21 protein-coding genes are annotated in these 24,070 nt (G+C 66.4%); 11 read left to right on the top strand and 10 right to left on the bottom strand.

The annotated features are described in order from the left end of the window. Positions 1-343: 343 nt before the first annotated feature. Entirely contained in the window at positions 344-1,942 is a 1,599-nt protein-coding gene (locus GV832_RS08030; RefSeq protein ID WP_168774329.1) for a peptide chain release factor 3, read from the bottom strand. Positions 1,943-2,189: 247 nt separating this feature from the next. Further along, on the bottom strand, positions 2,190-3,320 hold the full coding sequence (gene mnmA, locus GV832_RS08025; protein WP_227754316.1) for a tRNA 2-thiouridine(34) synthase MnmA: 1,131 nt from the start codon (positions 3,318-3,320) through the stop codon (positions 2,190-2,192). Positions 3,321-3,447: 127 nt separating this feature from the next. On the opposite strand from mnmA, the gene sciP reads away from it, so the two are divergent. The 5 genes from sciP to GV832_RS22315 all read left to right on the top strand — a co-directional run bounded on the left by sciP (position 3,448) and on the right by GV832_RS22315 (position 9,979). Next, complete coding sequence (gene sciP / locus GV832_RS08020; RefSeq protein WP_168774328.1) at positions 3,448-3,726, top strand: CtrA inhibitor SciP; 279 nt, start codon at positions 3,448-3,450, stop codon at positions 3,724-3,726. A gap of 89 nt (positions 3,727-3,815) precedes the next feature. Continuing rightward, positions 3,816-4,526, top strand: a complete 711-nt coding sequence (gene ctrA / locus GV832_RS08015; protein WP_168774327.1) for a response regulator transcription factor CtrA — start codon at positions 3,816-3,818, stop codon at positions 4,524-4,526. A 614-nt stretch (positions 4,527-5,140) separates the two neighbouring features. Next, positions 5,141-7,246 (top strand): NAD-dependent DNA ligase LigA, encoded by a 2,106-nt coding sequence (ligA, locus tag GV832_RS08010; RefSeq protein WP_168774326.1) that lies wholly within the window; start codon positions 5,141-5,143, stop codon positions 7,244-7,246. Further along, positions 7,243-9,321, top strand: a complete 2,079-nt coding sequence (recG, locus tag GV832_RS08005) for an ATP-dependent DNA helicase RecG (RefSeq protein WP_168774325.1) — start codon at positions 7,243-7,245, stop codon at positions 9,319-9,321. Before ligA ends, recG begins: the two co-directional genes overlap by 4 nt. A 529-nt stretch (positions 9,322-9,850) precedes the next feature. Beyond that, the gene (locus GV832_RS22315) at positions 9,851-9,979 is read left to right on the top strand and encodes a hypothetical protein (RefSeq protein ID WP_265332504.1); all 129 of its coding nucleotides are present in this window, start codon (positions 9,851-9,853) and stop codon (positions 9,977-9,979) included. Positions 9,980-10,130: 151 nt separating this feature from the next. Here the strand turns inward: GV832_RS22315 and GV832_RS08000 are convergent, their stop codons facing one another. Both GV832_RS08000 and GV832_RS07995 read right to left on the bottom strand, forming a co-directional pair. After that, on the bottom strand, positions 10,131-10,694 hold the full coding sequence (locus GV832_RS08000; RefSeq protein WP_168774324.1) for a peptidylprolyl isomerase: 564 nt from the start codon (positions 10,692-10,694) through the stop codon (positions 10,131-10,133). Continuing rightward, on the bottom strand, positions 10,684-11,193 hold the full coding sequence (locus tag GV832_RS07995) for a peptidylprolyl isomerase (RefSeq protein WP_168774323.1): 510 nt from the start codon (positions 11,191-11,193) through the stop codon (positions 10,684-10,686). Before GV832_RS07995 ends, GV832_RS08000 begins: the two co-directional genes overlap by 11 nt. 127 nt (positions 11,194-11,320) lie before the next feature. On the opposite strand from GV832_RS07995, the gene GV832_RS07990 reads away from it, so the two are divergent. Next, positions 11,321-12,511: a phosphoglycerate kinase gene (locus tag GV832_RS07990; protein WP_227754314.1), complete on the top strand. Its 1,191-nt coding sequence runs from the start codon at positions 11,321-11,323 to the stop codon at positions 12,509-12,511. Between the two features lie 209 nt (positions 12,512-12,720). Beyond that, a complete protein-coding gene (locus GV832_RS07985) occupies positions 12,721-13,164 on the top strand; it encodes a GNAT family N-acetyltransferase (RefSeq protein WP_168774322.1) in 444 nt (147 codons plus the stop codon). A 187-nt stretch (positions 13,165-13,351) separates the two neighbouring features. On the opposite strand, the gene GV832_RS07980 is transcribed toward GV832_RS07985, so the two are convergent. The 4 genes from GV832_RS07980 to GV832_RS07965 form a co-directional block, all read right to left on the bottom strand. Continuing rightward, complete coding sequence (locus tag GV832_RS07980) at positions 13,352-14,095, bottom strand: squalene/phytoene synthase family protein (protein WP_168774321.1); 744 nt, start codon at positions 14,093-14,095, stop codon at positions 13,352-13,354. Beyond that, positions 14,085-15,728, bottom strand: coding sequence for a citramalate synthase (cimA, locus tag GV832_RS07975; protein WP_435531751.1), 1,644 nt, complete (start codon positions 15,726-15,728; stop codon positions 14,085-14,087). Before cimA ends, GV832_RS07980 begins: the two co-directional genes overlap by 11 nt. A 75-nt stretch (positions 15,729-15,803) precedes the next feature. Continuing rightward, complete coding sequence (cysS, locus tag GV832_RS07970; protein ID WP_168774433.1) at positions 15,804-17,186, bottom strand: cysteine--tRNA ligase; 1,383 nt, start codon at positions 17,184-17,186, stop codon at positions 15,804-15,806. A 486-nt stretch (positions 17,187-17,672) separates the two neighbouring features. After that, positions 17,673-18,455 carry a phytanoyl-CoA dioxygenase family protein gene (locus GV832_RS07965; protein WP_168774319.1) on the bottom strand — a complete coding sequence of 261 codons (783 nt, stop codon included), beginning with the start codon at positions 18,453-18,455 and terminating at the stop codon, positions 17,673-17,675. An 80-nt stretch (positions 18,456-18,535) separates the two neighbouring features. On the opposite strand from GV832_RS07965, the gene GV832_RS07960 reads away from it, so the two are divergent. The 4 genes from GV832_RS07960 to GV832_RS07945 all read left to right on the top strand — a co-directional run bounded on the left by GV832_RS07960 (position 18,536) and on the right by GV832_RS07945 (position 22,879). Continuing rightward, entirely contained in the window at positions 18,536-19,441 is a 906-nt protein-coding gene (locus GV832_RS07960) for a LysR family transcriptional regulator (protein WP_168774318.1), read from the top strand. A 168-nt stretch (positions 19,442-19,609) separates the two neighbouring features. Next, complete coding sequence (locus GV832_RS07955; protein ID WP_168774317.1) at positions 19,610-20,638, top strand: LacI family DNA-binding transcriptional regulator; 1,029 nt, start codon at positions 19,610-19,612, stop codon at positions 20,636-20,638. A gap of 123 nt (positions 20,639-20,761) precedes the next feature. After that, positions 20,762-21,724 (top strand): glucokinase, encoded by a 963-nt coding sequence (locus GV832_RS07950; protein ID WP_168774316.1) that lies wholly within the window; start codon positions 20,762-20,764, stop codon positions 21,722-21,724. Between the two features lie 174 nt (positions 21,725-21,898). Further along, on the top strand, positions 21,899-22,879 hold the full coding sequence (locus tag GV832_RS07945; protein ID WP_168774315.1) for a TDT family transporter: 981 nt from the start codon (positions 21,899-21,901) through the stop codon (positions 22,877-22,879). Between the two features lie 9 nt (positions 22,880-22,888). Here the strand turns inward: GV832_RS07945 and GV832_RS07940 are convergent, their stop codons facing one another. Next, entirely contained in the window at positions 22,889-23,350 is a 462-nt protein-coding gene (locus tag GV832_RS07940) for a hypothetical protein (RefSeq protein WP_168774314.1), read from the bottom strand. Then, positions 23,332-24,018, bottom strand: coding sequence for a type 1 glutamine amidotransferase (locus tag GV832_RS07935; protein ID WP_168774313.1), 687 nt, complete (start codon positions 24,016-24,018; stop codon positions 23,332-23,334). The genes GV832_RS07940 and GV832_RS07935 overlap by 19 nt, the downstream gene beginning before the upstream one ends. Positions 24,019-24,070 lie beyond the last annotated feature (52 nt).

The following is a 24,070-nucleotide window of genomic DNA, read 5'->3' as shown; positions in this document are numbered from 1 at the left end:
CGGAGCCCCCCGGTCTATTTGGGGCAGTATGAAAGAGGGGCTGGAGAGGTCGGGCGCGGCTTTGGACTTGAGGGCGGAGGGGGCGCTGCCCCCGCCTTCGGCCCCCCGGAGATATTTGGGCCAAATTGAAAGCCGAATGGCTCTAGGCTCTGGATGGCGCGGCTTGGGCTTTCATGCTTGCGCAAATACGCTCTGCCCTTGCCAGAAGCAGGAGGTTGCGCGGCGGATTTCGGCTTTCAATTTGGCGCAAATACTCATCTGCGCCCGGTCCGAAAGACAAAGCAGGACGCCTTTGCGCCCTGCTATGAACTTTGTGCAAATTTCCCCGCCGGAGGCTCTGACCTCAGGCCATCATTTCCTTGGTGGCGGTGAGCTTGACTTCGGGGTGGTCGCGTTCGACGCGGTCGATGTCCCAGCGCAGGCGCGTCAGGTAGACGAGGTCGCCGTCGCTGTCATGGGCGATATGGCCTTTGTTGACATTGACGAAGGCCTCCACGGCCTCCTTCGCTCCCATCACCCAGCGGGCGGAGGTGAACTGAGAGGGCTCGAAGCGGACGGGGAGGGAATATTCCTCCTCGATCCGGCTGGCCAGGACTTCGAACTGCAGCTGGCCCACGACACCCACGACATAGCCGGAGCCGATCATGGGTTTGAAGACCTTGGCGGCGCCTTCCTCGGCGAATTGCGTGAGCGCCTTTTCCAGGTGCTTGGCCTTCATCGGATCGAGCGCCCGGACGGTGGACAGCAATTCCGGCGCGAAGGAGGGGATGCCGGTGAAGCGCAGCGTTTCCCCTTCCGTCAGCCCGTCGCCGATGCGGAGCTGGCCGTGGTTCGGGATGCCGATGATATCGCCGGCCCAGGCTTCCTCGGTGAGTTCCCGGTCGGCGGCGAGGAACATGACCGGGTTGGTCACGGTCATCGGTTTCTTCGAGCGCACATGCATCAGCTTCATGCCGCGCTGGAAATGCCCCGAGGCCAGGCGCACGAAGGCCACGCGGTCGCGGTGCTTGGGGTCCATATTTGCCTGGACCTTGAAGACGAAGCCGGTGACCGGGGTCTCTTCGGCCGAGATATGGCGCTCGGCCGCCTTTTGCGGCTGGGGTTCGGGGCCATATTCGCCCATGCCGTCCATGAGCTCCTTGACGCCAAAGGAGTTGATGGCGGAGCCAAACCAGATCGGCGTCAGGTGGCCTTCCAGGAAGGACTTGCGGTCGAAGGGCGGCAGAAGCTCCCGCACCATCTCGATTTCTTCGTGGAACTTGGCCAGGAGATCGGCGGGGACATGGAGGGCCAGGGCCGGATCGTCCAGGCCCTTGATCGCAATCGACTCCGCCACCTTGTTGCGGTCGGCGCGGTCCATGATCTCCAGCCGGTCATGCAGCAGGTCATAGGCGCCGATGAAGTCACGCCCCACGCCGATGGGCCAGGACGCGGGGGTGACGTCGATCGCCAGGTTCTGCTGGATCTCGTCGATGATCTCGAACGTGTCGCGGGATTCCCGGTCCATCTTGTTGCAGAAGGTCAGGATCGGCAGGTCGCGGAGGCGGCAGACCTCAAACAGCTTCCGCGTCTGGCTTTCGACGCCCTTGGCGCCGTCGATGACCATGATGGCCGCATCCACCGCCGTCAGCGTGCGGTAGGTGTCTTCCGAAAAGTCGCTGTGGCCGGGCGTGTCCACCAGGTTGAAGCGATAATGCCGGAAGTCGAAGCTCATGGCCGAGGCGGAGACGGAAATCCCGCGCTCCTGCTCCAGCTTCATGAAGTCCGACCTTGTGCGCCGCGCCTCGCCCTTGGCACGCACCTGGCCCGCCATCTGGATCGCGCCGCCGAAGAGCAGGAACTTTTCGGTCAGCGTGGTCTTGCCGGCGTCGGGATGCGAGATGATCGCAAAGGTCCGGCGGCGGGCGATTTCAGGCGGGAGTTTGGGGGCATTGTCGAGCATGGGGGCCGTGTAGCCTATTTTGCAGCGCGGGTCCATGTGGTGCGCTCTGGAGGGGTTTCACACCCCTCCAGACCTCCCCGTGGGATATTTCTGGACCAATGAAGAAGAGCCTTGCCCTTTCGATTTCATTGGTCCGAAAATATCCCGGGGATCCGGGAGCAGCGCCCCCCGGGACTTGGCCGCCGGGACGGGGGTTGACAGGCAAGCGCTCCATCTCCACCCGCGTAGCCCGGGGTATACCCCGGGCCTACCGCCCCCGCCAGATCCAGCCGCCGCCCAGGACCCGGGTCGATCCCGGCTCGTAGAAGACGCAGGCCTGGCCGGCCGAGACGCCGTCCTCGGGGTCGAGAAGCTCGACCTCGGCCTCGGTGGCGCTGATCGGCCGGATGATCGCCGGGCGCGGCGGCTTGGTGGAGCGGACCTTGACCTCGATGTGGTGTTCCCCCGCGTCGAAGGGCAGGTCGCCCAGCCAGTTGACCTCGCGGATCGGCACGCGTCGGGTGGCAAGCGCCGATTTCGGCCCCACGACCACCCGGCGGTTTTCGGGGTCAAGGCGCAGGACATAGAGCGGCTCGGCCAGGCCGCCCACGCCCAGGCCCTTCCTTTGCCCCACCGTGTAGTGGATGACGCCGTTGTGGTTGCCAAGGACGCGGCCCTCGAGGTCGACGATCTCGCCGGGGTCGGCCGCCTCGGGGCGCAGCTTCAGGATCACATCGGCGTAGGAGCCGTTCGGGACGAAGCAGATGTCCTGGCTGTCGGGCTTGTCGGCAACCAAGAGCCCGTATTTCGCAGCCAAGGCCCGGGTTTCCGCCTTGGAGGCCAGGTGCCCCAGCGGGAAACGCAGGTAGTCCAGCTGTTCGGGCGTGGTGGAGAAGAGGAAATAGCTCTGATCGCGGTTCGGGTCGGTCGCGCGATGCAGCTCGGGCGCCGCGCCGACTTTCCGCTGGATATAGTGGCCCGTCGCCATGCAATCGGCGTTCAGGTCTTTCGCGGTGGCCAGCAGGTCCTTGAACTTCACCCGCTCATTGCAGCGGATGCAGGGGACCGGGGTGGCACCCGCCAGGTAGCTGTCGGCGAATTCCTCGATCACCGCCTCGCGGAAGGTGTTCTCGTAATCGAGGACGTAATGCGGAAAGCCCATGGTCTCGGCCACGCGGCGGGCGTCATGGATATCGCGCCCCGCACAGCAGGCGCCCTTCTTGGCCAAGGCCGCGCCATGGTCGTAAAGCTGCAGGGTGACGCCCACGACGTCGTAACCCTCTTCCTTCAGCATGGCCGCAACGACCGACGAGTCGACGCCGCCCGACATGGCAACGACGACGCGGGTCTCGCTGGGCGGTTTCGCGAAACCCAGCGAATTTAGGGATTTGTCCAGCATGATTGCGGCCATCTTGAGGATTTATCGGGGGAATATAGGAAAAAACGCCGAAGTAACAAGGGCAGGCTTCACCCTTGCTTAAGTCAGTTGCGGCATTTTCAGCCCAATCGTTGAAGGAACGCCGCTCATGTATCTGAAGAAAGTCGATGGCCCGCGCCAGATTACCCTGCCGGATGGCAGTATTCTGTCCCGCGCCGATCTGCCGCCTGTCGATACCCGCCGCTGGGTCGCCAGCCGCAAGGCCATCGTCGTCAAGGCGGTGATCTATGGCCTGGTCACCCAGTCCGAGGTGCTGGAACGCTACAGCCTGAGCGAGGAAGAATTCGCCCTCTGGCGCGATGCCGTGGAAAAACATGGGGAAAAGGCGCTGCGCGTCACCTCGATCCAGAAATATCGACAACTTTAAGTTGTTTTCCGTTTTCGTTCTGGCAGAGTAACGCTCCGTTAACCATTGACCGCCAAAGTCGTTAACGAAGAGACGCGACGGAGCAACAGATGCGAATCCTTCTTGTGGAAGACGACCCCACCACTTCGCGCAGCATCGAATTGATGCTGACCCATGCCAACCTCAATGTCTATTGCACGGACCTTGGCGAAGACGGCATCGACCTGGCGAAGCTTTACGATTACGACCTGATCCTTCTGGACCTGAACCTGCCCGACATGTCGGGGCATGAGGTCCTGCGCCAGCTGCGCCTCGCGCGGATCGAGACGCCCATCCTGATCCTTTCGGGCTCTGACGATACCGAGAACAAGATCAAGGGCTTCGGCTTCGGCGCCGATGATTACCTGACCAAGCCCTTCCACCGTGAAGAGCTGGTGGCGCGGATCCATGCGATCATCCGGCGGTCGAAAGGCCATTCGCAATCGGTGATTCGCACCGGCAAGATCAGCGTGAACCTGGATGCCAAGACGGTGGAGGTCGAGAGCCAGACCGTCCATCTGACGGGCAAGGAATACCAGATGCTGGAGCTTCTCTCGCTCCGCAAGGGGACGACCCTGACGAAAGAGATGTTCCTGAACCATCTTTACGGCGGCATGGACGAGCCCGAGCTGAAGATCATCGACGTCTTCATCTGCAAGCTGCGCAAGAAGCTGGCAGAGGCCACCGGGGGCCAGAACTATATCGAGACCGTCTGGGGCCGCGGCTATGTGCTGCGCGAGCCCACGCCGGACGAACAGCCGAAGCTCGCGGCCAGCGCCTGAGTTTCACCTTCCGTCGCATCACCTCGGGCCGGGTTTTCCCGGCCCTTTTTCATGGCGGGAAGGCTGGGCCTTGAGGGGCAGGTCGTCGGTCTGTGGCGCTCGAGCTTCGACGCCATTCCCATGGGACCAGCCCTTGCCAAATTGAGCGCGCAAGGCGCGCAAGATTATCTCTCGCCTCTGGGCCTGCGGCCCAACCGGCTCGGGTCCTGAAATCCAGGGGATTTCAGGACGGCCTCCGGCGGGGATATTTGAGCCAGTGTGAAAGAGGGGGGCGAGACGGAAAGCGGCGCTGCGGGGATATCGGGCGAAAGTTCCGCGCGTTCTGGCCCATGGGCGCTTGGCGGGCGGAGCCTTCTTGCCCTGGTCATCTCTCCGCCCCTCCGTTTCGCGCAACCAGCAGAGGGGCATGCCCCTGCTTCCTCCCAGGGGCCCACGACGTCTTCGCTGCTCGCAGACCTGCCCTCTCCGCTCGGGCCGCCTGAGCCGGTTGGGGCGCAGCCCCAGAGGCGAGGCATGATCTTGCGGCGCAGCCGCTCCTTTTGGCTGGGGAGGGGTTCTGGAAAACCGCTGGCCGGTTCTATAGGGTCGGGCAAAGGTGCGGTACGGGGGAGAAGATGGCAGATCTGGCGGAGATGACCGAGGCGCAGGCCCGCGACGAATTGGCGCTTCTGGCAGAGCGTCTGGCCCGCGCCAACCAGGCCTACCACGGCGCCGATGCGCCGGAGATTTCGGACGCCGCGTATGACGCGCTCAAGGCCCGCAACGCCGCCATCGAGGCGCGGTTTCCGCATCTGAAGCGCGCCGACAGTCCCTCCGAGCAGGTGGGCAGCACGCCAAGCTCGGGCTTTGGCAAGGTCACCCATGCCGTGCCCATGCTCAGCCTGGAGAACGGCTTCTCTGCGCAAGACCTGACCGACTTCACTGACCGGGTCGAGAAGTTCCTCGGCGCCCCCGCTGGCCTCTTCACGGCCGAGCCCAAAATCGACGGGCTCTCGCTGTCGCTGCGCTATGAAGCTGGCCGCCTGGTCCGCGCCGCCACCAGGGGCGATGGCGAGACCGGGGAGGATGTCACTGACAACGCTTGGACAATCAAGGAAATTCCCCAAGAAGTCCCCGGCGCGCCCGAGGTCATGGAGGTGCGGGGCGAGGTCTATATCTCCCACGCCGATTTCGCCGCGCTGAATGCGGCGCAGGTGGCCAAGGGAGACAAGAGTTTCGCCAATCCGCGCAATGCCGCCGCGGGCTCGCTCCGCCAACTGGACGCCCAGATCACCGCCGCCCGTCCCCTGCGCTTCTTCGCCTATACCTGGGGGGAGCTCTCCGAACCCCTGGCCGCGACCCAGATGGGCGCGATCCGGCGCCTGGCCGCGATGGGCTTTCCGACCAATCCCCTGACCCAGCTTTGCGACGGGCCCGATGCCATGCTCGCCCATTACCGCAAGATCGAGGCGCAGCGGGCGACCCTGGGCTATGACATCGACGGCGTGGTCTACAAGGTCGACGACCTTGGCCTGCAAGCGCGGCTTGGCTTCCGCTCCACCACCCCTCGTTGGGCGCTTGCGCATAAATTCCCCGCCGAGCTCGCCTGGACAAGGCTTCTGTCCATCGACATCCAGGTCGGCCGCACCGGGGCGCTCTCTCCGGTGGCGCGGTTGCAGCCGGTGACGGTGGGCGGGGTCGTGGTCTCGAATGCGACCTTGCACAACGAGGATTACATCGCGGGCCGTGATTCGAAGGGCGGGGTGATTCGCGAAGGGCGGGATATCCGCGAGGGCGATTGGGTGCAGGTCTACCGCGCGGGGGATGTGATCCCCAAGATTGCCGATGTGGATATCTCGCAACGGACCGGCCAACCCTTTGTCTTCCCCGACACCTGCCCGGAATGCGGCAGCCCGGCCCATCGCGAAGAGGGTGATTCGGTCCGCCGCTGCACCGGGGGGCTGATTTGCCCGGCGCAGGGGGTTGAAAGGCTGAAGCATTTCGTCTCGCGCGGGGCTTTCGACATCGAGGGGCTCGGCGCCAAACAGGTCGAGATGTTCTACAGTGACGCTGACCTGCCGGTGAAAACCCCCGCCGATATCTTCACGCTTGCCGCCCGCGATGCCGCGAGCCCCCTGAAGAAGCTGAAAAACCGCGACGGCTTCGGCGAGAAATCCACCGAAAAGCTCTTCGCCGCCATCGAGGCGCGCCGCACCATCGGCCTCGACCGGCTGATCTTTGCGCTGGGGATCCGCCATGTGGGGGAAGTGGCTGCGAAGACTCTCGCACAACACTTTCAGACGTGGGAAAGCTTCGAAAGCGCTGTTGCTCAGTCTCACAATCGGGTCGGGGCGGCCTGGGATGACCTCCTTTCTGCGGATGGGATTGGCCAAGTGATCGCATTTTCGCTCGTGGAAACCTTCTCGAACAGCAAAGAACGCGCGGCCATCGACGCGCTTGTCGCGCAACTGACCGTCACCCCCGTCATCCCCCGCGCCCGCGTGGACTCCGAGATCGCGGGCAAGACGCTCGTCTTCACCGGCACCTTGGAGAAGATGACCCGCGCCGAGGCCAAGGCCCGGGCCGAGGCGCTCGGCGCCAAGGTCGCGGGCTCGGTCAGCGCCAAGACCGACCTTCTGATCGCAGGGCCGGGCGCGGGGTCCAAGGCGAAAGAGGCCGAGAAGCACGGGGTGAAGATCATCGACGAGGACACCTGGATCGCGCTCGCGGGTGGCCAGTGAGCCGTCCCGCCAGCCTCAACCCCCTCTTTGCGGGCCTCGAGACGCTGGAGGGCATCGGCCCCAAGGCGGCCAAGGTCCTGCCCTCCTTGGGCATTGAAAAGCCGAAGGATTTCCTGTTTCTGCTTCCCCATTCCGGCATCGACCGCACAAGGCGGGGCTCGGTGCGCGAGGTCGTGCCGCCCTGTATCCTGACGGTCGAAGTGACGGTGGTCGCCCATCAGCCCAACCGGCAGAAGGGCAAGCCCTACCGCGTCATCGTGCGGGACGAGAAGCTGGATTTCGCCCTGGTCTTCTTTCACGCCCGCCGCGATTACCTGGAAAAGACCCTGCCCATTGGCGAACGCCGCCTGATCTCGGGGCGTATCGAGCTTTTCGACGGCGTGGCCCAGATGGTCCATCCCGATCACGTGCTGGAGCCGGGTGAGACGCTGGCCCCTTTCGAGCCGGTCTATCCCCTGGTCGCGGGCGTGACCCAGCGCCAGGTGCAAAAGGCGGTGACGGCGGCGCTGACGCGGTTGCCCCCGGTGCCGGAGTGGATCGACGGGCCTTTGCTCGCGCGGGAGGGTTGGCCGGATTGGGCCAGCGCCTTGCATTCCGTCCATGCGCCCTCCAGCGCCCTGGACCTGCGCCCCGAGGCCAAGGCCCGCGAGCGCCTGGCCTATGACGAGCTTTTCGCCCATCAGCTGACCCTGGCCCTGGCGCGGGCCACGCAGCGCCGCGCCAAGGGGCGGGTGACCAAGGGCGATGGGCGCCTGGCCGCCAAGGTCTTGAAAAGCCTGCCCTATGCCTTGACCGGCGCCCAGGCCCGCGCCGTGCGCGAGATCGCGCTGGACATGGAAAATCCCTTGCGGATGAGCCGTCTTCTGCAGGGCGATGTGGGGGCGGGCAAGACGCTGGTGGCCTTCCTCGCCTTGGTCAATGCGGTCGAGGCGGGCGGGCAGGGGGTCATGATGGCGCCGACCGAGATCCTTGCCCGCCAGCACCTGGAGGGTCTGGCGCCGCTGGCTGAGGCCGCGGGGGTCAGGCTGGAGCTCCTCACCGGCCGCGACAAGGGCCGCGAGCGGGCGCGCAAGCTTGCCGCCCTCGCGGGGGGAGAGATCGGCATCTTGGTCGGTACCCATGCGGTCTTTCAGAAGGACGTGGACTTCGCCGACCTGCGACTTGCGGTCATCGACGAGCAGCACCGTTTTGGCGTGGCGCAGAGGATGGAGCTCGGCGCCAAGGGCGAGGCGGTCGATGTGCTGGTAATGACCGCGACGCCCATTCCGCGCAGCCTGGCCCTGGCGAGTTACGGTGACATGGATGTCTCGGTCCTCGATGAAAAGCCGCCCGGCAGAAAGCCGATCAAGACAGTCATGATCTCGGACGGGCGGATTGACGAGGTCGTGGCGCGGCTTGCGCGGGCCATGGCGGAGGGGCGGCAGGCCTATTGGGTCTGCCCGCTCGTCGAGGACAGCGAGGTCCTTGATTATGCCTCCGCCGAGGCGCGGTTCCAGATGCTGCGGGCGGCCCTGGGGGACCGTGTCGGGCTGGTCCATGGGCGGATGGCGCCGGAGGAGAAGGATGCCGCCATGGCGCGTTTCGTGGCGGGCGAGACGCGGCTTCTGGTGGCGACGACGGTGATCGAGGTGGGGGTGAACGTGCCCAATGCCTCGATCATGGTGATCGAGCGGGCCGAGATCTTTGGCCTGGCGCAATTGCATCAGCTGCGCGGGCGGGTAGGGCGGGGTTCGGCGGAGTCGACCTGCCTCTTGATGTACCAGGCGCCCTTGCAGGGCAGCTCCGAGCGGCGGCTTGCGGTGATCCGCGACACCGAGGACGGGTTCCGCATCGCCGAGGAGGACCTGGCCATGCGCGGCGCGGGCGACCTGATCGGCACGGCGCAATCGGGTTTGCCCCGGTTCCGGGTGGCGGACCTCGAGCGGCAGGCGGGGCTCATGGCGGTCGCCCAGACCGATGCGCGGCGGCTCTTGGGCGATGACCCGGGCCTGACGGGGCCAAGGGGCCAGGCGGTGCGGGTGCTGCTCTGGCTTCTCGACCAGGACCGCGCGATCCGGCTCTTGACCATCGGCTGAGCGGGGTCCGGGGGGTTTTGCAGGCATGAAATGCCAGCGAAACCTCCCGGAGGAAGCGGGGGGCTGCCGCCCCCCGAGCCCCCTGCCCAAAGGGGAGCACGCTCCCCTTTGGAAACCCCGTGGATTTTATGAAAAGATGAATGGGGGCAGGGGCTTTGGTGGAGGCAGGCTTTTCCCGCCGAGGGGAGAACCATGCAACCTCCACCTTTGGTACGCCCTTTGAACCCCCATGGGCATTCGCGTCAAATCGAAAGTGGCCGGGGGTCCGGGGGAGGCGCAGCCTTCCCCGGTCGTGGGGGGCACGGGGGGAGCCGAGGCTCCCCCCGTTTCGGCCCGGAGTCCGAGGGGCCACCTCGCCGCAAGCGCCACATCGACCAGCCACGGAGCCTGCCCCACAAGATGTGGCGAGCCACGGGGGCTTGGCCACAAGGGTGTCAGATTCCGTCTCCGTTCGTTAAGAGTTCTTAAAAAGTTCTTTACAGGCTGCGAATCTCATGAGAACAATAGGGCAACACCAAAGGAGGAAAGCATGATCGCCCGCATCGTTCGTTTCACCCGCCAGCCCGACCCCAGCCTTGCTGCCCTCGAGGATGCGCTTGGCGTCGTCAGCCTCTTTGTCCTCCTGTTCCTCGGGCTCACCCTCTCTGGCTCGATCTGATCTCTGCCCGCGTTTCCGACCCGGGGGCCGTCCCGCCCCCTGCCTGCCGAGACGCCACTTCGCCGCCCCCCTGTGGGGCGGCTTTTTTCGTGCCGGAAAGCAAAGGGGCCCCGCCATCCGGCAGGGCCCCCAAAGCGCGTGGACCGGTGACTTACTCGGCCACGGTCACCTTGGTCATGACATCGGGCTCGGTCACTTCGCCATTGGCCCCGTCGCCGCGCTTGATCGCATCGACGACCTCCATGCCCGAGATCACCTTGCCCACGACCGTGTATTGGCCGTTCAGGAAATCGCCCGGGGCGAACATGATGAAGAACTGGCTGTTGGCGCTGTCGGGGTCTTGCGCGCGGGCCATGCCGATCACGCCCCGCTCGAAGGGCACGTCCGAGAACTCGGCCTTGAGGTCGGGAAGATCGCTGCCCCCCATCCCCGCCATGGTCAGGTCGGCACCCGTCTTGCCGTATTTCACATCGCCGGTCTGGGCCATGAAACCGTCGATGACGCGGTGGAAGACCACCCCGTCATAGGCGCCCGACTTGGCAAGCTCGACGATCCGCGCCACGTGGTTCGGGGCGATGTCTTGGGCCAGGTCGATGACCACCGTGCCATTGGCCTCGCCCGAGACCTCGATCACCAGGTTCGGACCCGGGCCATCGCCCTCGGCCAGGGCCGGGGCTGCCGTCAGGATCAGCGCTGCAAGGACCTTACGCAACATCGGCAGCCACCCGCACCTTGATCATCCGGTCGGGCGACATCGGCGGCTCGCCCCGCGTGATCGCATCGACATGTTCCATGCCCGAGATCACGCGGCCATAGACCGTGTATTGCCGGTTCAGGAAGTGATTGGCGTTGAAGTTGATGAAGAACTGGCTGTTGGCCGAGTTCGGATTGGACGAGCGCGCAGCCCCCAGGGTCCCACGGTCATGCGGCACGTTGGAGAACTCGGCCGGCAGATCCGGCAGATCCGACCCGCCCGTGCCCGCGCGGCGCAGGTTGAAGTCCTTCTCCATGTTGCCGTTTTCCACGTCGCCGGTCTGGGCCATGAAGCCCTCGATGACGCGGTGGAAGGCCACGTTGTCATAGGCCCCGGCGCGGGCCAGGACCTTCATCCGCTCGGCATGCTTCGGCGCGATGTCGGCCAGAAGTTCGATCACCACATCCCCGCCCTTCAGCGTCATGATGATGGTGTTCTCGGGGTCTTTGATATCGGCCATCTTGGCTCCTTTCCTGATTGGGCGCGAAACTAGCCGAAGGGCCAGCCGAGTCCAAGGGCAGGCGTTGACCTTTGCCCGCTTTGCGCGGAAAGAGGGGACCGAGAGCGTTCCGGTTCAGGAGGCGATGATGGCCTGGAAGACGATTGACGACATGGCGCTGGCGGGCAAGACGGTGCTCGTGCGGGTGGATATCAATGTGCCGATGGAGGGGGAGCGTGTCACCGACACGACCCGGATCGACAAGATCAAGCCCACGGTCGAGGACTTGATTGCGCTTGGCGCCAAGGTCGTGCTCCTGGCGCATTTCGACCGGCCCAAGGGCAAGGTCGTGCCGGAGATGAGCCTTGGTCGCCTGACCTCGGCGGTTGCGGCTTCGCTGGGGCGCAAGGTGGTCTTCGGATCGGATTGCGTCGGCGCCCCCGCGCGCGAGGCCATCGCGGCTGCGGGCCAGGGTGATGTGGTCCTTTTGGAGAACACCCGTTTCCACGCGGGCGAAGAGAAGAATGACCCGGCTCTGGCGGCCGAGATGGCTGCCCTTGGCGATGTCTTCGTGAACGATGCCTTCTCGGCCGCGCATCGGGCCCATGCCTCGACCGAAGGCCTGGCGCATCTCTTGCCCTCTGCCGCTGGCCGGCTGATGGAGGCGGAGTTGAAGGCGCTGGAGGCCGCCTTGGGCACGCCGCAGCGCCCGGTGGTTGCGGTGGTGGGCGGGGCCAAGGTCTCGACCAAGCTGGACCTTCTGGGCAACCTCGTGACCAAGGTCGATCACCTGGTGATCGGCGGGGGGATGGCGAACACCTTCCTCGTGGCGCAGGGCATCGAGGTCGGCAAGTCCCTGGCCGAACGCGATATGGCGCCGACTGCGCTGGAAATCCTGGAGAAGGCCAAGGCGGCGGGCTGCACGATCCATCTGCCGGTGGATGTCGTCGTGGCGGGTGAGTTCAAGGCGGGCGCTGCCAACCAGACGGTGGCCGCAGCGGATTGCCCGGCGGATCAGATGATCCTGGACGCGGGCCCCGCCACTGTGAAGGCGATCGAGGCGGTCTTTGCTGCCTCCAAGACCTTGATCTGGAACGGGCCCTTGGGCGCTTTCGAGCTGACGCCCTTCGACGCCGCCACGGTGGCTGCGGCCAAGGCAGCGGCGGCGCTGACCAAGGCGGGGAAGCTCGTCTCGGTGGCGGGGGGCGGTGACACGGTCTCGGCCCTGCATCACGCAGGCGTGGCCGAGGACTTCACCTTCATCTCGACGGCGGGCGGGGCTTTCCTCGAATGGATGGAGGGGAAAGAACTCCCCGGCGTCGCGGCGCTGAACCGTTGATCCAGCGGAGAGGCGGGCCAGGGCCCGCCTCATTGCTTTTGGGGGCCGTTTGCGCGGCGGTGCCTCCGGCGGGGATATTTGGGCCAGTATGAAAGCCCCAAGGCGCAGGATCGGCAGGGCGGTTTGAGTATTTGGGCCAAATTGAAAGCCAGGGGATATGGGATGCCGGGGCAAGGGAGTATTTGGGCAAGTATGAAAGGGCGGGGGCGATGAAGATCCGCAAGGCCGAGCGCCGGGATTTGCCGGGGCTGCTGCCCATGGTTCAGGGCTTGGCGCGGCATCATGACGATCTGCCGCGCTTGACAGAGGAGAGCCTTGAGGGCGATCTCTTCGGGCCGGTGCCCTGGTTTCATGTGCTGGTGGTCGAGGAAGAGGGCGCCCTTCTGGGCTATGCCGCGCTTTTGCCCCTGGCGCGGCTCCAGCACGGCGAGCGCGGCTTGGACCTGCATCACCTTTACGTCGAGGGCCATGCGCGGGGGCGCGGCCTCGGCCGGGCGCTGCTTGCGGCCTGCGAGGATTTGGGCCGCGCGATGGGGTGTTCCTATCTGATCATTGGAACCCATGCCGAGAATGCCTCCGCCCATGCGTTTTACATGGCACAGGACTATCAACCGATACCCAACCCCGCGCGGCGGTTCATGAGGCAGCTTTAGTCTGCCCGTATCGCAAAAGACCTCGGGGCCCCGCCTTTCGCGCCGGCGTTCAGGCTCCTACCCTGCGGCAGTCTCCCCGAGGCACTCTTTTTCTGCTTTCATGCTTGCGCAGATATCCCGGGCTATGCCTTTGGTTTCGCCATTGGTTCGGGAAACCAATGGCATGGGGGGCAGCGCCCCCAAGGGTTCAGAAGCGCCCCGTGAAGGCCTGCCAGAGCAGCCCGCCCCTTTTGCGGAATTCCGACAGGGCCAGTTTCCCCTCGCCCACCCGAAGCGGGTTCTCCTCGGCCAGGTGAAGGAGCCCGCCCGCCTGCCAGCCGACCAAGGCCACCGGAGCAGCGCGGCCCATCGCGGCCCTTTGCGCCCGGGCGATCGCCAGGTGGTTCAGCCCCTCCTGCGCCTTCAGCCGCAGGGCGGCGGGGTCCATGTCCAGGGCCGCCCAGCCGCGCGCCTGCAGCTCGGGCAGGGCGCGCAGGAAATTTGCGAGCCCCATGGCCCAGCCAAGCGCCCGGAAGGCGGTCTCGGCCTCGGGCGGGGCTTCGCAGGAGAGCGCCGCGGCCCAGAGGAGCCCCGCAGCGGTGTCCTCGAGATAGGCGTCGAAGGCGCTGTCGGCGAAGGGCTCGCGGGCGATGTCCAGACGCCGCGCGGCGATCAGCTTGGCCAGCACCGGACGCAGGGCAGGCGTCGCCGTCATCACCTCATGCAGCGGCCCCGCCACCTCATGGGCGCGCGGGGTCGCTTCCTCGACCACATCGGCCCAGAACTGCAGCCGCATCTCGGCGATCAGCGGGTTGGTCGAGACCCAAGGCGCGCGGGCGACCTCGAGGTTGAAGGCCCAAAGCACCCAGAGCCTCTCGCGCAAGGCGGCTGGCATGGCCAGGGTCGCGGCAAAGCGGTCGGGGTCGCCACGCTGGACGAGGTCAGCGAGCATCCCGCACCAGCTTCCAGGTGATCGCGTCCAGAAGCGCCTCGAAAGAGGCGTCCACGATATTGGCGCTGACCCCCACGGTGGACCAGCGGCGGCCCTGGCCGTCCTCGCTGTCGATGATGACCCGCGTCACGGCATCCGTGCCGTCGCCCGTGATGCGGACCTTGAAATCCACCAGGTTCATGTCGTCGATCACCGCCTGATAGGGGCCGAGGTCCTTGGCCAGCGCCTTGGACAGCGCATTCACCGGCCCATTGTCGTCCTTGGTGTCCGAGGCCGAGTCGCTGACCGACATCATCACCTGGTCGCCGATCTTGACCACCACGACCGCCTCCGAGATCGTCACGATCCCCTGCGAGGCCGACTTCCGCCGTTCGACCGTCACGCGATAGCGCAGCACTTCGAAAAAGGCGGGCAGGGCACCCAGCTCCCGCCGCGCCAAGAGTTCAAACGAGGCCTGGGCGCCGTCATAGGCATAGCCCTGGTCCTCGCGCTCCTTGACCAGGTCGAGGATGCGGCCAAGGCGCGGATCGCCCGGGGGGACCTCGATCCCGGCCTGGGCGAGGCGGGTGCGCAGGTTCGACTGTCCCGCCTGGTTCGACATCGGGATGACGCGCTCGTTGCCGACCAGGGCGGGGTCAACATGTTCGTAAGTGGTGGGGTTCTTCAGGATCGCGCTGGCATGGAGCCCCGCCTTATGGGCAAAGGCCGAGGCGCCCACGTAAGGAGCCTGCCGCGCGGGGACGCGGTTCAGGATATCGTCCAGCATCCGGCTGTCGCGCAGAAGGCCCCGCAGGCCCTCGGGCGAGACCCCGGTCTGATAGCGGCTGCGGTAGGGCTCCTTCAAGAGCAGCGTCGGGATGATCGTGGTCAGGTTGGCATTGCCGCAGCGCTCCCCCAGCCCGTTCAGCGTGCCCTGGATCTGGCGCACCCCCGCATCGACCGCCGCCAGGGAGTTCGCAACGGCGTGGCCAGTGTCGTCATGGCAATGGATGCCGAGGCGGTCTCCGGGGATGCCCTGGGCGATGACTTCCGTCACGATACGGTGGACCTCGGCGGGCAGGGTGCCGCCGTTGGTGTCACAAAGCACCAGCCAGCGGGCGCCAGCCTCCAGCGCGGCGCGCAGGCAGCTTACAGCGTAAGACGGGTTGGATTTGTAGCCGTCGAAGAAGTGCTCGGCATCGAAAAGCGCCTCGCGGCCCTTGGCCGTGACATGGGCGAAGCTTTCGGCGATGGCCTCGCGGTTTTCCTCCAACGTGACGCCCAAGGCGGTGACCACATGGAACTCATGGGATTTCCCCACCAGGCACACCGCAGGCGTCCCGGCATCCAGGACGGCGGCCAAAACGTCGTCATTGGCAGCCGAGCGCCCGACCCTTTTGGTCATGCCAAAGGCGGTCATGGTGGCGCGGGTCTGCGGTGCGGCCGCAAAGAAGTCGCTGTCGGTCGGGTTCGCTCCCGGCCAACCGCCCTCGATGTAATCGACGCCCAGGTCATCCAGCGCCCGCGCGATGCGCTGCTTTTCGGCGGTGGAGAACTGGACGCCCTGGGTCTGCTGGCCGTCCCGCAGGGTCGTGTCGAAAAGATAAAGTCGTTCCATGTTAGACCCTGTCCTTGCCCAGCCGGGCCCTACCATTTTTCGGCGAAAGATCGTGCCCAGGAGCCTGGGCGATCATCCGCAGCGCTGCCTTGGGCCCTTGGGTGGCCTCCATCACAGTGCCTCCAGTTTCGTGGCGTCAAAGCCCGCGCCGGGCATGAGCTCCACCCCGTCCTTGCTCATCCGCACCTCGACCCCTGCCGCCAGGAGCGCGGATTTCAGGGCATCGACCGGGGCGAAGTCCTTGGAGGCCTTGGCCGCCTCGCGCAAGGTGGAAAGCTTGGCCGCGAGCCCCGAGAGATCGACGCCCCGCGCCCATTCCCCCATCTCCTCCGTCAAAAGCCCCATCACCCGCGCCGAGGCCAGAAGCCCCGCATAATCCCCGCGCCCCGCCGCCGCATGGCATTCGGCCAGCGCGCCCGCCGTGTTGAGATCATCGGACAACGCCGCCACCACCCCCGGCAGCGGGGTTGGAGCGGGGTCAATCCCCGCGACAAGCCCTCGCCACTTGCGCAAGGTGGCTTCGGCTTGCGCCGCCTTCTCCGCCGTCCAGTCCATCGGCTTGCCGTAATGCGTGCCGAGGAACACAATGCGGATCACTTCCCCCGGCACACCCTTCTCCAGCAAATCCCGCACCGTGAAGAAATTCCCCAAGGACTTGGACATCTTCTTGCCCTCGACCTGCAGCATCTCGTTGTGCATCCAGACGCGCGCAAAGCCGTGCCCCGCGCAGCAGCTTTGCGCGATCTCGTTCTCGTGGTGGGGGAATTGCAGGTCCAAGCCTCCGCCATGGATATCGAACTCCGCCCCCAGAAGCTCATGCGCCATGGCCGAGCATTCGATATGCCAACCCGGCCGCCCCCGACCCCAAGGGCTCTCCCAACCCGGCAGATCGGCATCCGAGGGCTTCCAGAGCACGAAGTCCATCGGGTCTTCCTTGAAGGGCGCGACCTCGACGCGTGCGCCTGCGATCATGTCATCCACCGACCGCCCCGAAAGCCGCCCATATTCCGCATAAGACCGCACGCGGAAGAGCACATGGCCCTCTTTCGCATAGGCATGGCCCCCGGCAATCAGCCCCGCGATCATCGCCACCATCTGCCCGATGTAGTCTGTCGCCCGAGGCTCGATTTTGGGCCGCAGCGCGCCCAAGGCGTCCATATCGGCATGATACCAGCCGATGGTCTCTTCGGTGCGCTCGCGGATCAGGGCCTCCAGGGGCCGGGCATCTCCGGCGGCCTTCCGCGCCTGGGCGGTGGCGTTGATCTTGTCGTCCACATCGGTGAAGTTGCGGACATAGGTCACATGGGCCTCACCATAGACATGGCGCAAAAGCCGATAAAGCGTGTCGAAGACCACAACGGGCCGCGCATTGCCGATATGGGCGCGGTCATAGACCGTGGGTCCGCAGACATACATCCGCACATTGGAAGCATCGATCGGAACGAAGTCTTCCTTCGCCCGCGTCGCCGAATTGTGCAGCCTGATCCCCATGATCCCTCCAAAGCCTGAGTGCCAGGCGGGCCGATTTCGATGGGATACGAAGGACGGACCGCCTGACGATGTCAGTCGGTAATGCAGCAGATGTCGATGATGCGCATATCCGTCATGGGCGGCGTTCTAGCAGCGCGAAACCCCAAACCCAAGGGAAATCTGGGGGGCGCGCCACTTTTCGGGCCCGGGGCGCCCCGGGTATCCCCCGGGCTACGGGTTTCTCCCGATCCCCCGAGGTGCATGCCTTGTGGCTGAGCCCGGGGGTTTCACACCCCCGGACCCCCGTGGGATATTTGTGAAAAGATGAATGGGAGGAGAGTGCCAGCCAACAGGCGCGAGACCCTTGCGATGACGGAGCCGCAAGGCATTGGGCACTCGTCGGGGCAAGCGGCAAGGGCGAAAAGGGGGCTCTGCGTCTTTCATCTTTTCATAAATATCCCCGGGGAGGTCTGGAGGGGCAGGCGGCCCCTCCAGCGCTTTCCGCCAGACCTAAGCCCGCAGCACCGGGAACCAGTCTTCCCGCAGCCGTTCGCCCGCCTTCATATCGTGACCCGGATAGGGCGGAGAGGTCCGGCCGGGGCGGTCGACGACGCGGGCATCCTCGCCCACCAGCCGCAAAGAGAAGGCGCGGCGGCGGGTGGCCGCCTCGTTGCCGCGCGCGCCGTGCAGGGTCAGGTAGTCGAAGGCCACGGCGTCGCCGGGCTCCATCTCCCATTCAAGGACCTTCATCCCCTCGGCATCGGGGTCGGGGACGGGCATGTATTTCTCGGGGTCCGGGTAGAAGGCGGTATCGGCCAGCCAGCGCTTGGGCAGGACCTCTTTCGGCCAGAGATGGCTGCCCGCCACGCAGCGCAGCGAGGCTTGCGTCACCGGGTCCAGGGGCGACCAGAAGCTGATCGTCTGGCGGCCCGCCACGAAGTAATAGGGCCCGTCCTGGTGCCAGGGCGTGGGCTTCGAGGTCCCGGGCTCTTTCACCAGCACATGGTCGTGGAACATCTGCACACGCTGCGACCGCATGAGCTTTGCCGCCACATCGGCCACGCCCGAGTTGAAGATCACATCGCGGAACTCGGGGATGCGCTCCCAGTTGCAATAGTCGTCGAAGAAGCGGCCGGGCTCGCCGGGTTTCAGGTTCTCGGCCGCATAGGGCCCCGGCTCGGCCATGTTGCGCGCGATGCCGGCGCGCAGGGGCTCCACCCAGTCCTTCCACAGGCCCTTGACCAGCACGACCCCGTCGCGCTGGAAGTCTTCCACCATCTGATCCGTCACCATGTCGCGCCTCCTGTTTGGACCCTCTTGCCATGGCGCGGGCTTTCGTTCCAATAATACCTTTGGAAGAAGGCCATAATCCCATGTTATCCCTGACGCTCCGCCAACTGGAATATGCGCTGGCCGTGGCTGAACATGGCGGGCTGACCTCGGCAGCGCTCGCGCTGCATGTCAGCCAGCCCGCTTTGTCGGTGGCCTTGGCGCAGCTGGAGACCGCGCTTGGCCAGCCCCTGTTCCTGCGCCGCCCCGGGGGGCCCTTGACCCCCACGGCCTTCGGCACCGCCTGGCTGGCCGAGGCCGCGACCCATGTCGCGGGGCTGGCCGCCCTGATGCAGGGCCAGACCCGGGCGCCCCTGCGGCTGGGGATCTTCGAGGATCTGGCGCCGGCAACCCTCGCGCCCCTGATCGCCCATAGCGCGCAGATCGCCCCGCGTCCCATGGGCTTTCGCCCCCTCGCCGAGGCTTTGGAGCAGGGCCAGATCGACGCCGCCCTGACCTGGGCGCTGGGGCTGCCGCCGGGGCCCTGGGTGCTGCATGACCTGGCGCGGATCGCGCCCCGGGCGGTCATGGCGCCGGACCATCCCCTGGCCGAAAAGCCCGCCCTGACCCTGGCCGAGATCGCCGCCCATCCCCTGGTGCTGACCGACCAGGACCTCTCGATCGCCCATGTGCAAAGCCTGTTCCATGCGGCGGGCCTCTCGCCGCGCATCGCCCATCGCTGTGCGAGCCTGGACCTGATGCGCTCTTTCGCCGCCAATGGCCTGGGCTTGGGCCTGTCCTGGACCCAGCCCGCGCCGCGCCAGAGCCATGACGGGCGGCCCCTGGTGCTGCGTCCGGTCGTGGATGCGCCGACCGAGGCGGTGGTTCTGGCCGTGGCCGGAAGTCCCCCGGGGATCGCCGAAGTGGCCCGATTCCTGACCCTTGAACTGGCACCGATGTCAGTGTCAGTGGCGCCGCCGGTGGCGCCGGAAATCGCCAAAGCGCTTTGACGTCGCAATTTCCCCCATTCAAACCGCTTTAATGCCGCAAAGCAGCATGAAAAATCCCCTATTCATCCATTTCTAAATCGTTTACGGAACAAGACGACGCTTTGGGAGCCCGGGAAATCGGGTAAACTCGGGGCTGACAGCTTTCACCGTCCTGACCCGATAGCCCAGATGAACCTCAAGGAACTCGCCGCCAAGCTCGGGCTCTCGCCCACCACGGTCAGCCGGGCCCTGAACGGCTACCCCGAGGTCAACGAGACCACGCGCGAACGCGTCATCGCCGCCGCCCGCCGCCACAATTACCGGCCCAACGCGCGGGCCATCCGTCTGGCCACGGGCCGCGCGCTCGCCGTGGGCCATGTCATCCCGCTGAATCACCGCTCCGAGATGATGAACCCGATCTTTGCCGATTTCATCACCGGCTCGGGCGAGACCTATATGCGCAACGGCTATGACATGATCCTGTCGATCGTGCCGGACGAGGCCGAGGAGCAGACCTACCGGGACCTCATGTCGCGCGGTTCGGTCGATGGGGTGATCGTGCATGCGCCCAAGGTGAACGATCCCCGCATCCGGGCGCTGCGCGAGATGGGGATGCCCTTTGTCGTGCATGGCCGCTCGACCGGGGCGGAGCTGGATTACAACTGGGTCGATGTGAACAACCGCCGCGCCTTTCAGCGGGCGGCGGAGTTCCTCTTGGACCTCGGCCACCGTCGCATCGCGCTGGTGAACGGCAACGAGACCATGGATTTCGCCGTCCGCCGCCGGGCCGGGCTGACCGATGCCATGGCCGCGCGGGGCTTGACGCTGGACCATGGCCTGATCTTCGCCTCGGCCGAGATGACCGAGACCCATGGCCACCGCGCCGCCGAGGCGGGGCTGTCGCTGCCCGAGCCTGCCACGGCCTTCCTCTGCGCCTCGATGCTGCAGGGCATGGGGGTGCGGCGCGCGATCGAGGGGCGGGGGTTGAAGATGGGGCGCGATGTCAGCGTCATCATCTTTGACGACGACCTGAGCTATTTGCGCAATGGCGAGGATGTGCCGATCTTTACCGCGACCCGCTCTTCGGTCAAGGAGGCGGGGCGGCTGGCGGCCGAAATGCTCTTGCAGGTGATCGGCCAGCCCGAACTGCCGGCGCAGCATCGCATGCTGGAGGCCGAGCTGATCCTGGGCCAATCGACCGGGCCGGTTCCGGTCTGAGGGGCCCGGGCTTCGGGCAAGGGATGAGAAAGGCCGCGCAAGTCGTTGATGGCGCGGTGAAATGAAGGGCGATGCCCGGGCCCTTGGCCCCAGGCCGCCAAAGCGTGACGGGAAGGAGCCATCATGACCGCAATCCTCGCCGATATCGGGGGAACCAACACCAGGGTGGCCCTGGCCGATGGGCGCCACCTGCGCGAAGGCAGCATTGCCAAATTCGCCAATGCGGAGTTCGACGGGCTGGAACCGATCCTGCGGCGCTACATGTCCGAGGCGGGCCTTTCTGCGGTCGAGGGCGCCTGCGTGGCGGCGGCGGGGCCGGTGGTGAATGGCGTGGCCGAGATGACCAACCTCTCCTGGGTCATCGACCGGGCGCTTTTGAACCGGGCGACCGGGGCCTCCAAGGTGGCGATCCTGAACGATCTGCAGGCCCAGGGCCAGGCCTTGGGCCATATCGCGCCCGAATTCCTGCGTCCGGTGGTCGCGGGGAAATCGGTGCCCAATGCCTCGATGCTGGTCGTGGGGCTGGGAACGGGGGTCAATGCGGCTCCGGTCCACAATACGCCCTGGGGTCGGGTCGTGCCGCCCTCGGAATGCGGGCACAGTTCCATGCCGATCCGGGATGCGAGGGACCTGGCCCTGGCGCAGTTCATCGAGACCCATGGCGATCATGCCCATGGCTTTGCCGGGATCGAGGATGCCCTGGCCGGGCGCGGTTTCGAGCGGGTCTATGCCTTTGTGACACAAGAGGCGGGGGCCTTGGCGCCCAGGTCCTCGGCCGAGATCATGGCGGAGCTTGCTGCCGGCGGCGCCCTGGCCCGCGAGGCGGCGCGGCTTTACATCAAGGTCCTGGGCAATGTCCTGGGCAACCAGGCGCTGACGCATCTGCCTTACGGGGGCATGTTCCTGATCGGGGGCATGGCGCGGGCCCTGACGCCCTGGATGGCTGAGTTCGGGCTGAAGGAGGCGCTTTGCGACAAGGGGCGGTTCCACGACTTCCTCATGGATTTCCCGGTCTGGGTGGTGGAGGACGATTTCGCCGCCTTGACGGGCTGCGCGGCCTACCTCGCGGGCGGCGGCATCGGCTGACCCGGCGGAGCGCCTTGCCAGGCGCAAGCGATTCTCCCCGTCCTGGTCGGATGGGGCCCCGTTTTCGCGCCCCTTCTGCGTCACTTTGCGGCTTTGCCGGGACGGATGCGGGGGGATAGGCTTGGCCTGCGCCTCTCGTGTTGCGGGGGGTGACGGTTTCCAAGGAAGGCCCCCATGTCCGAGCCCCGTCCCAAGCGCTATCCGCCGCCCGAGTTTCCGCCGCGCCGCCCGGCCTTGTTTGCCACGACGCCTCCGGCGGTGTTTCCGGTGGTGCTGGGGCTGATAGGCTTGGGCCTGGCCCTGCGGCGGGCGGCTGCGGTCCTTGGCTTCGGCGCGGGGCTGGCGGAGCTGGCCCTGGGGCTGACCTTGGGGCTTTGGGTCCTGGCGGTGGTGGCGATCAAGGTCAAGGTCTGGCGCCGCTTCGGGGTTCTGGCCGAGGACCTGCGGCCCTTGCCGGGGCGGGCGGGGATGGCTGCGGCCGCGATGAGTGGCATGGCCATGGGTGCGGTCGTGGCGCCCTATGCGCCGGGCCTGGGGCTGGTGCTGATCCTCGGTTCGCTTGTGGCGCATCTGGTGCTGGCGGGGATGGTCCTGCGCGTGATGCGGGCGCAGGGGGCCGAGGGGCTGGTGCCCAACCCGACCTGGCATCTGAGCTTTACCGGCATCGTCGTGGCCATGCCGGGATTGGCGAGCCTGGGCTGGGGCGGGCTTGCCGCCGTGATCGGCTGGCTCGCGCTGATTTCGGCGCTGACGATCTGGCTTTTGTCGCTGGCGCAGCTGTGGCGCGAGGTGCCGCCCGCGCCCTTGCGGCCCATGCTGGCCATTCACCTCGCCCCGGCGGCGCTCTTGTCGCTGGGCTTCGGGGCGCTGGGGATGGAGGTGTTGCAACTGGTGCTTCTGGCCCTTGGGCTCGTGATCGCGGTGGCGCTGGTGGCCTCGGGGCGCTGGATCCTGGTGGCGGGGTTCTCGCCCTCCTGGGGGGCGCTGACCTTTCCGCTGGCGGCCCTGGCCCAGGCGCTTTTGGCCGCTTGGGCAGAGGTCGGGCTGGTGATCACCCTGGCGGCCCTGGTCGTCAACCCCTGGATCGCCTGGCGGGTCTTGAAGCTTTGGCCGGGCGGGCAATTGGCCACCAAGACCAACGCCGCCAGGGCCTGAGGTTGCGACCTAGAACTGGGCCGCGAGGCTGCGGGCCTTGGCCGCCTCGCGCTTGAGCCTCCCGCGCCGGGCGAGCGCTCCGCCTGCCAGCGCGGCGAGAAGGGAGATGACAAGGAGCAAGGTGTCTTTCAGCGGCTCGACCGGGGAGTTCGACCAGAGGAACGAGGCCAGGGACAGGGTCAGGAAGGCCAGGGGCGGCATCAGTCGTTCGGCCCGTCGGGCGACCCTGGCGCCGATCCAGGCGGCGAGGAAGGTGCAGGGCAGGCCGACGCCGAGCTGAAGCGCCAGGTGCAGCCCCTCGTCGCGCATCAGTTCCGCCGCCTGGGCGCCGTCCATCCCGTCTCGAAAGACGCCCTGTGTCGCAAAGACCACCATGAGGATGACACTCGACGAGACCAGGGTCAAAAGCACATCGAGCGCCATGGTCAGGCAGAAGGCCAGCGCCAGCCGCATCAGATCAGCCCGACCCATGCCCGGGCCAGCGCCAGGCCGTGGTCATCGGCGGCCTGGCCATGGGCGGCCTCGGCCTGGGCATGGGTTGCGGCAAAGCCCGGGGCCATGCGCTCGATCACCTCGGGGAAGCGCTTGAGCCAGTCGCGGGCCACGGCGCGAGAGGCCTCGAAATGGAACTGGGTCGCATAGCCCGCGCGGCCATAGCGGAAGGCCTGGACCTCGGCCATGTCGGAGCGCGCCAGGTGCTGGGCGCCCTGGGGCAGGGTGAAGGTGTCGGAATGCCACTGGAAGATCGGGAAGGCCTCGGGCACCTGGTCCAGCACCGGGTCGGGGGCGAGGCGCGAGACGCCGGTCCAGCCGAACTCGGGCGCGATGCCAATGCGGTTCTCGGCCCCAAGGCCCCGGGCGAAGAGCTGCGCACCCAGGCACACGCCCAGAACCGCCGTCCCCCGCGCGGCGCTTTCGGCCATCAGGTTGGCAAGGCGCGGCAGATAGGGGTGAATCTGGTCATCCAGCGCCGATTGCTCGCCGCCAAAGACCAGGAGCCCGTCATAGGACCCCGGCGCAGGCAAGAGCCCGTCGGTGAAGGGGCGGTAGAGGTCGATGACGGCAGCGGCTTCGTGCAGCGCCACGCCGACCTGGCCGTGATGGGTGACTTGGGTATTCTCGACGATGGCAATGCGCATGGAGCTTCCTGATTTTCCCGTGCCCCTTTGCAGCATCTTGGGGCCGCGGGCG

The organism is Stagnihabitans tardus (assembly GCF_009925085.1).
GTDB classification, from domain to species: domain Bacteria; phylum Pseudomonadota; class Alphaproteobacteria; order Rhodobacterales; family Rhodobacteraceae; genus Stagnihabitans; species Stagnihabitans tardus.
This window is presented reverse-complemented; position numbering and strand designations above follow the sequence as displayed.

Coding starts and splice junctions, on each gene's coding strand:
- GV832_RS07950 (WP_168774316.1), top strand. CDS start 20,762: ATGACCGCAATCCTCGCCGATATCGGGGGAACCAACACCAGGGTGGCC.
- GV832_RS07980 (WP_168774321.1), bottom strand. CDS start 14,095: ATGCTCGCTGACCTCGTCCAGCGTGGCGACCCCGACCGCTTTGCCGCG.
- GV832_RS07955 (WP_168774317.1), top strand. CDS start 19,610: ATGAACCTCAAGGAACTCGCCGCCAAGCTCGGGCTCTCGCCCACCACG.
- GV832_RS07990 (WP_227754314.1), top strand. CDS start 11,321: ATGGCCTGGAAGACGATTGACGACATGGCGCTGGCGGGCAAGACGGTG.
- GV832_RS22315 (WP_265332504.1), top strand. CDS start 9,851: ATGATCGCCCGCATCGTTCGTTTCACCCGCCAGCCCGACCCCAGCCTT.
- GV832_RS07995 (WP_168774323.1), bottom strand. CDS start 11,193: ATGGCCGATATCAAAGACCCCGAGAACACCATCATCATGACGCTGAAG.
- GV832_RS07935 (WP_168774313.1), bottom strand. CDS start 24,018: ATGCGCATTGCCATCGTCGAGAATACCCAAGTCACCCATCACGGCCAG.
- GV832_RS07965 (WP_168774319.1), bottom strand. CDS start 18,455: ATGGTGACGGATCAGATGGTGGAAGACTTCCAGCGCGACGGGGTCGTG.
- ligA (WP_168774326.1), top strand. CDS start 5,141: ATGGCAGATCTGGCGGAGATGACCGAGGCGCAGGCCCGCGACGAATTG.
- ctrA (WP_168774327.1), top strand. CDS start 3,816: ATGCGAATCCTTCTTGTGGAAGACGACCCCACCACTTCGCGCAGCATC.
- GV832_RS07940 (WP_168774314.1), bottom strand. CDS start 23,350: ATGGGTCGGGCTGATCTGATGCGGCTGGCGCTGGCCTTCTGCCTGACC.
- GV832_RS08030 (WP_168774329.1), bottom strand. CDS start 1,942: ATGCTCGACAATGCCCCCAAACTCCCGCCTGAAATCGCCCGCCGCCGG.
- cimA (WP_435531751.1), bottom strand. CDS start 15,728: ATGGTAGGGCCCGGCTGGGCAAGGACAGGGTCTAACATGGAACGACTT.
- mnmA (WP_227754316.1), bottom strand. CDS start 3,320: ATGCTGGACAAATCCCTAAATTCGCTGGGTTTCGCGAAACCGCCCAGC.
- sciP (WP_168774328.1), top strand. CDS start 3,448: ATGTATCTGAAGAAAGTCGATGGCCCGCGCCAGATTACCCTGCCGGAT.
- GV832_RS07945 (WP_168774315.1), top strand. CDS start 21,899: ATGTCCGAGCCCCGTCCCAAGCGCTATCCGCCGCCCGAGTTTCCGCCG.
- GV832_RS07960 (WP_168774318.1), top strand. CDS start 18,536: ATGTTATCCCTGACGCTCCGCCAACTGGAATATGCGCTGGCCGTGGCT.
- GV832_RS08000 (WP_168774324.1), bottom strand. CDS start 10,694: ATGTTGCGTAAGGTCCTTGCAGCGCTGATCCTGACGGCAGCCCCGGCC.
- GV832_RS07985 (WP_168774322.1), top strand. CDS start 12,721: ATGAAGATCCGCAAGGCCGAGCGCCGGGATTTGCCGGGGCTGCTGCCC.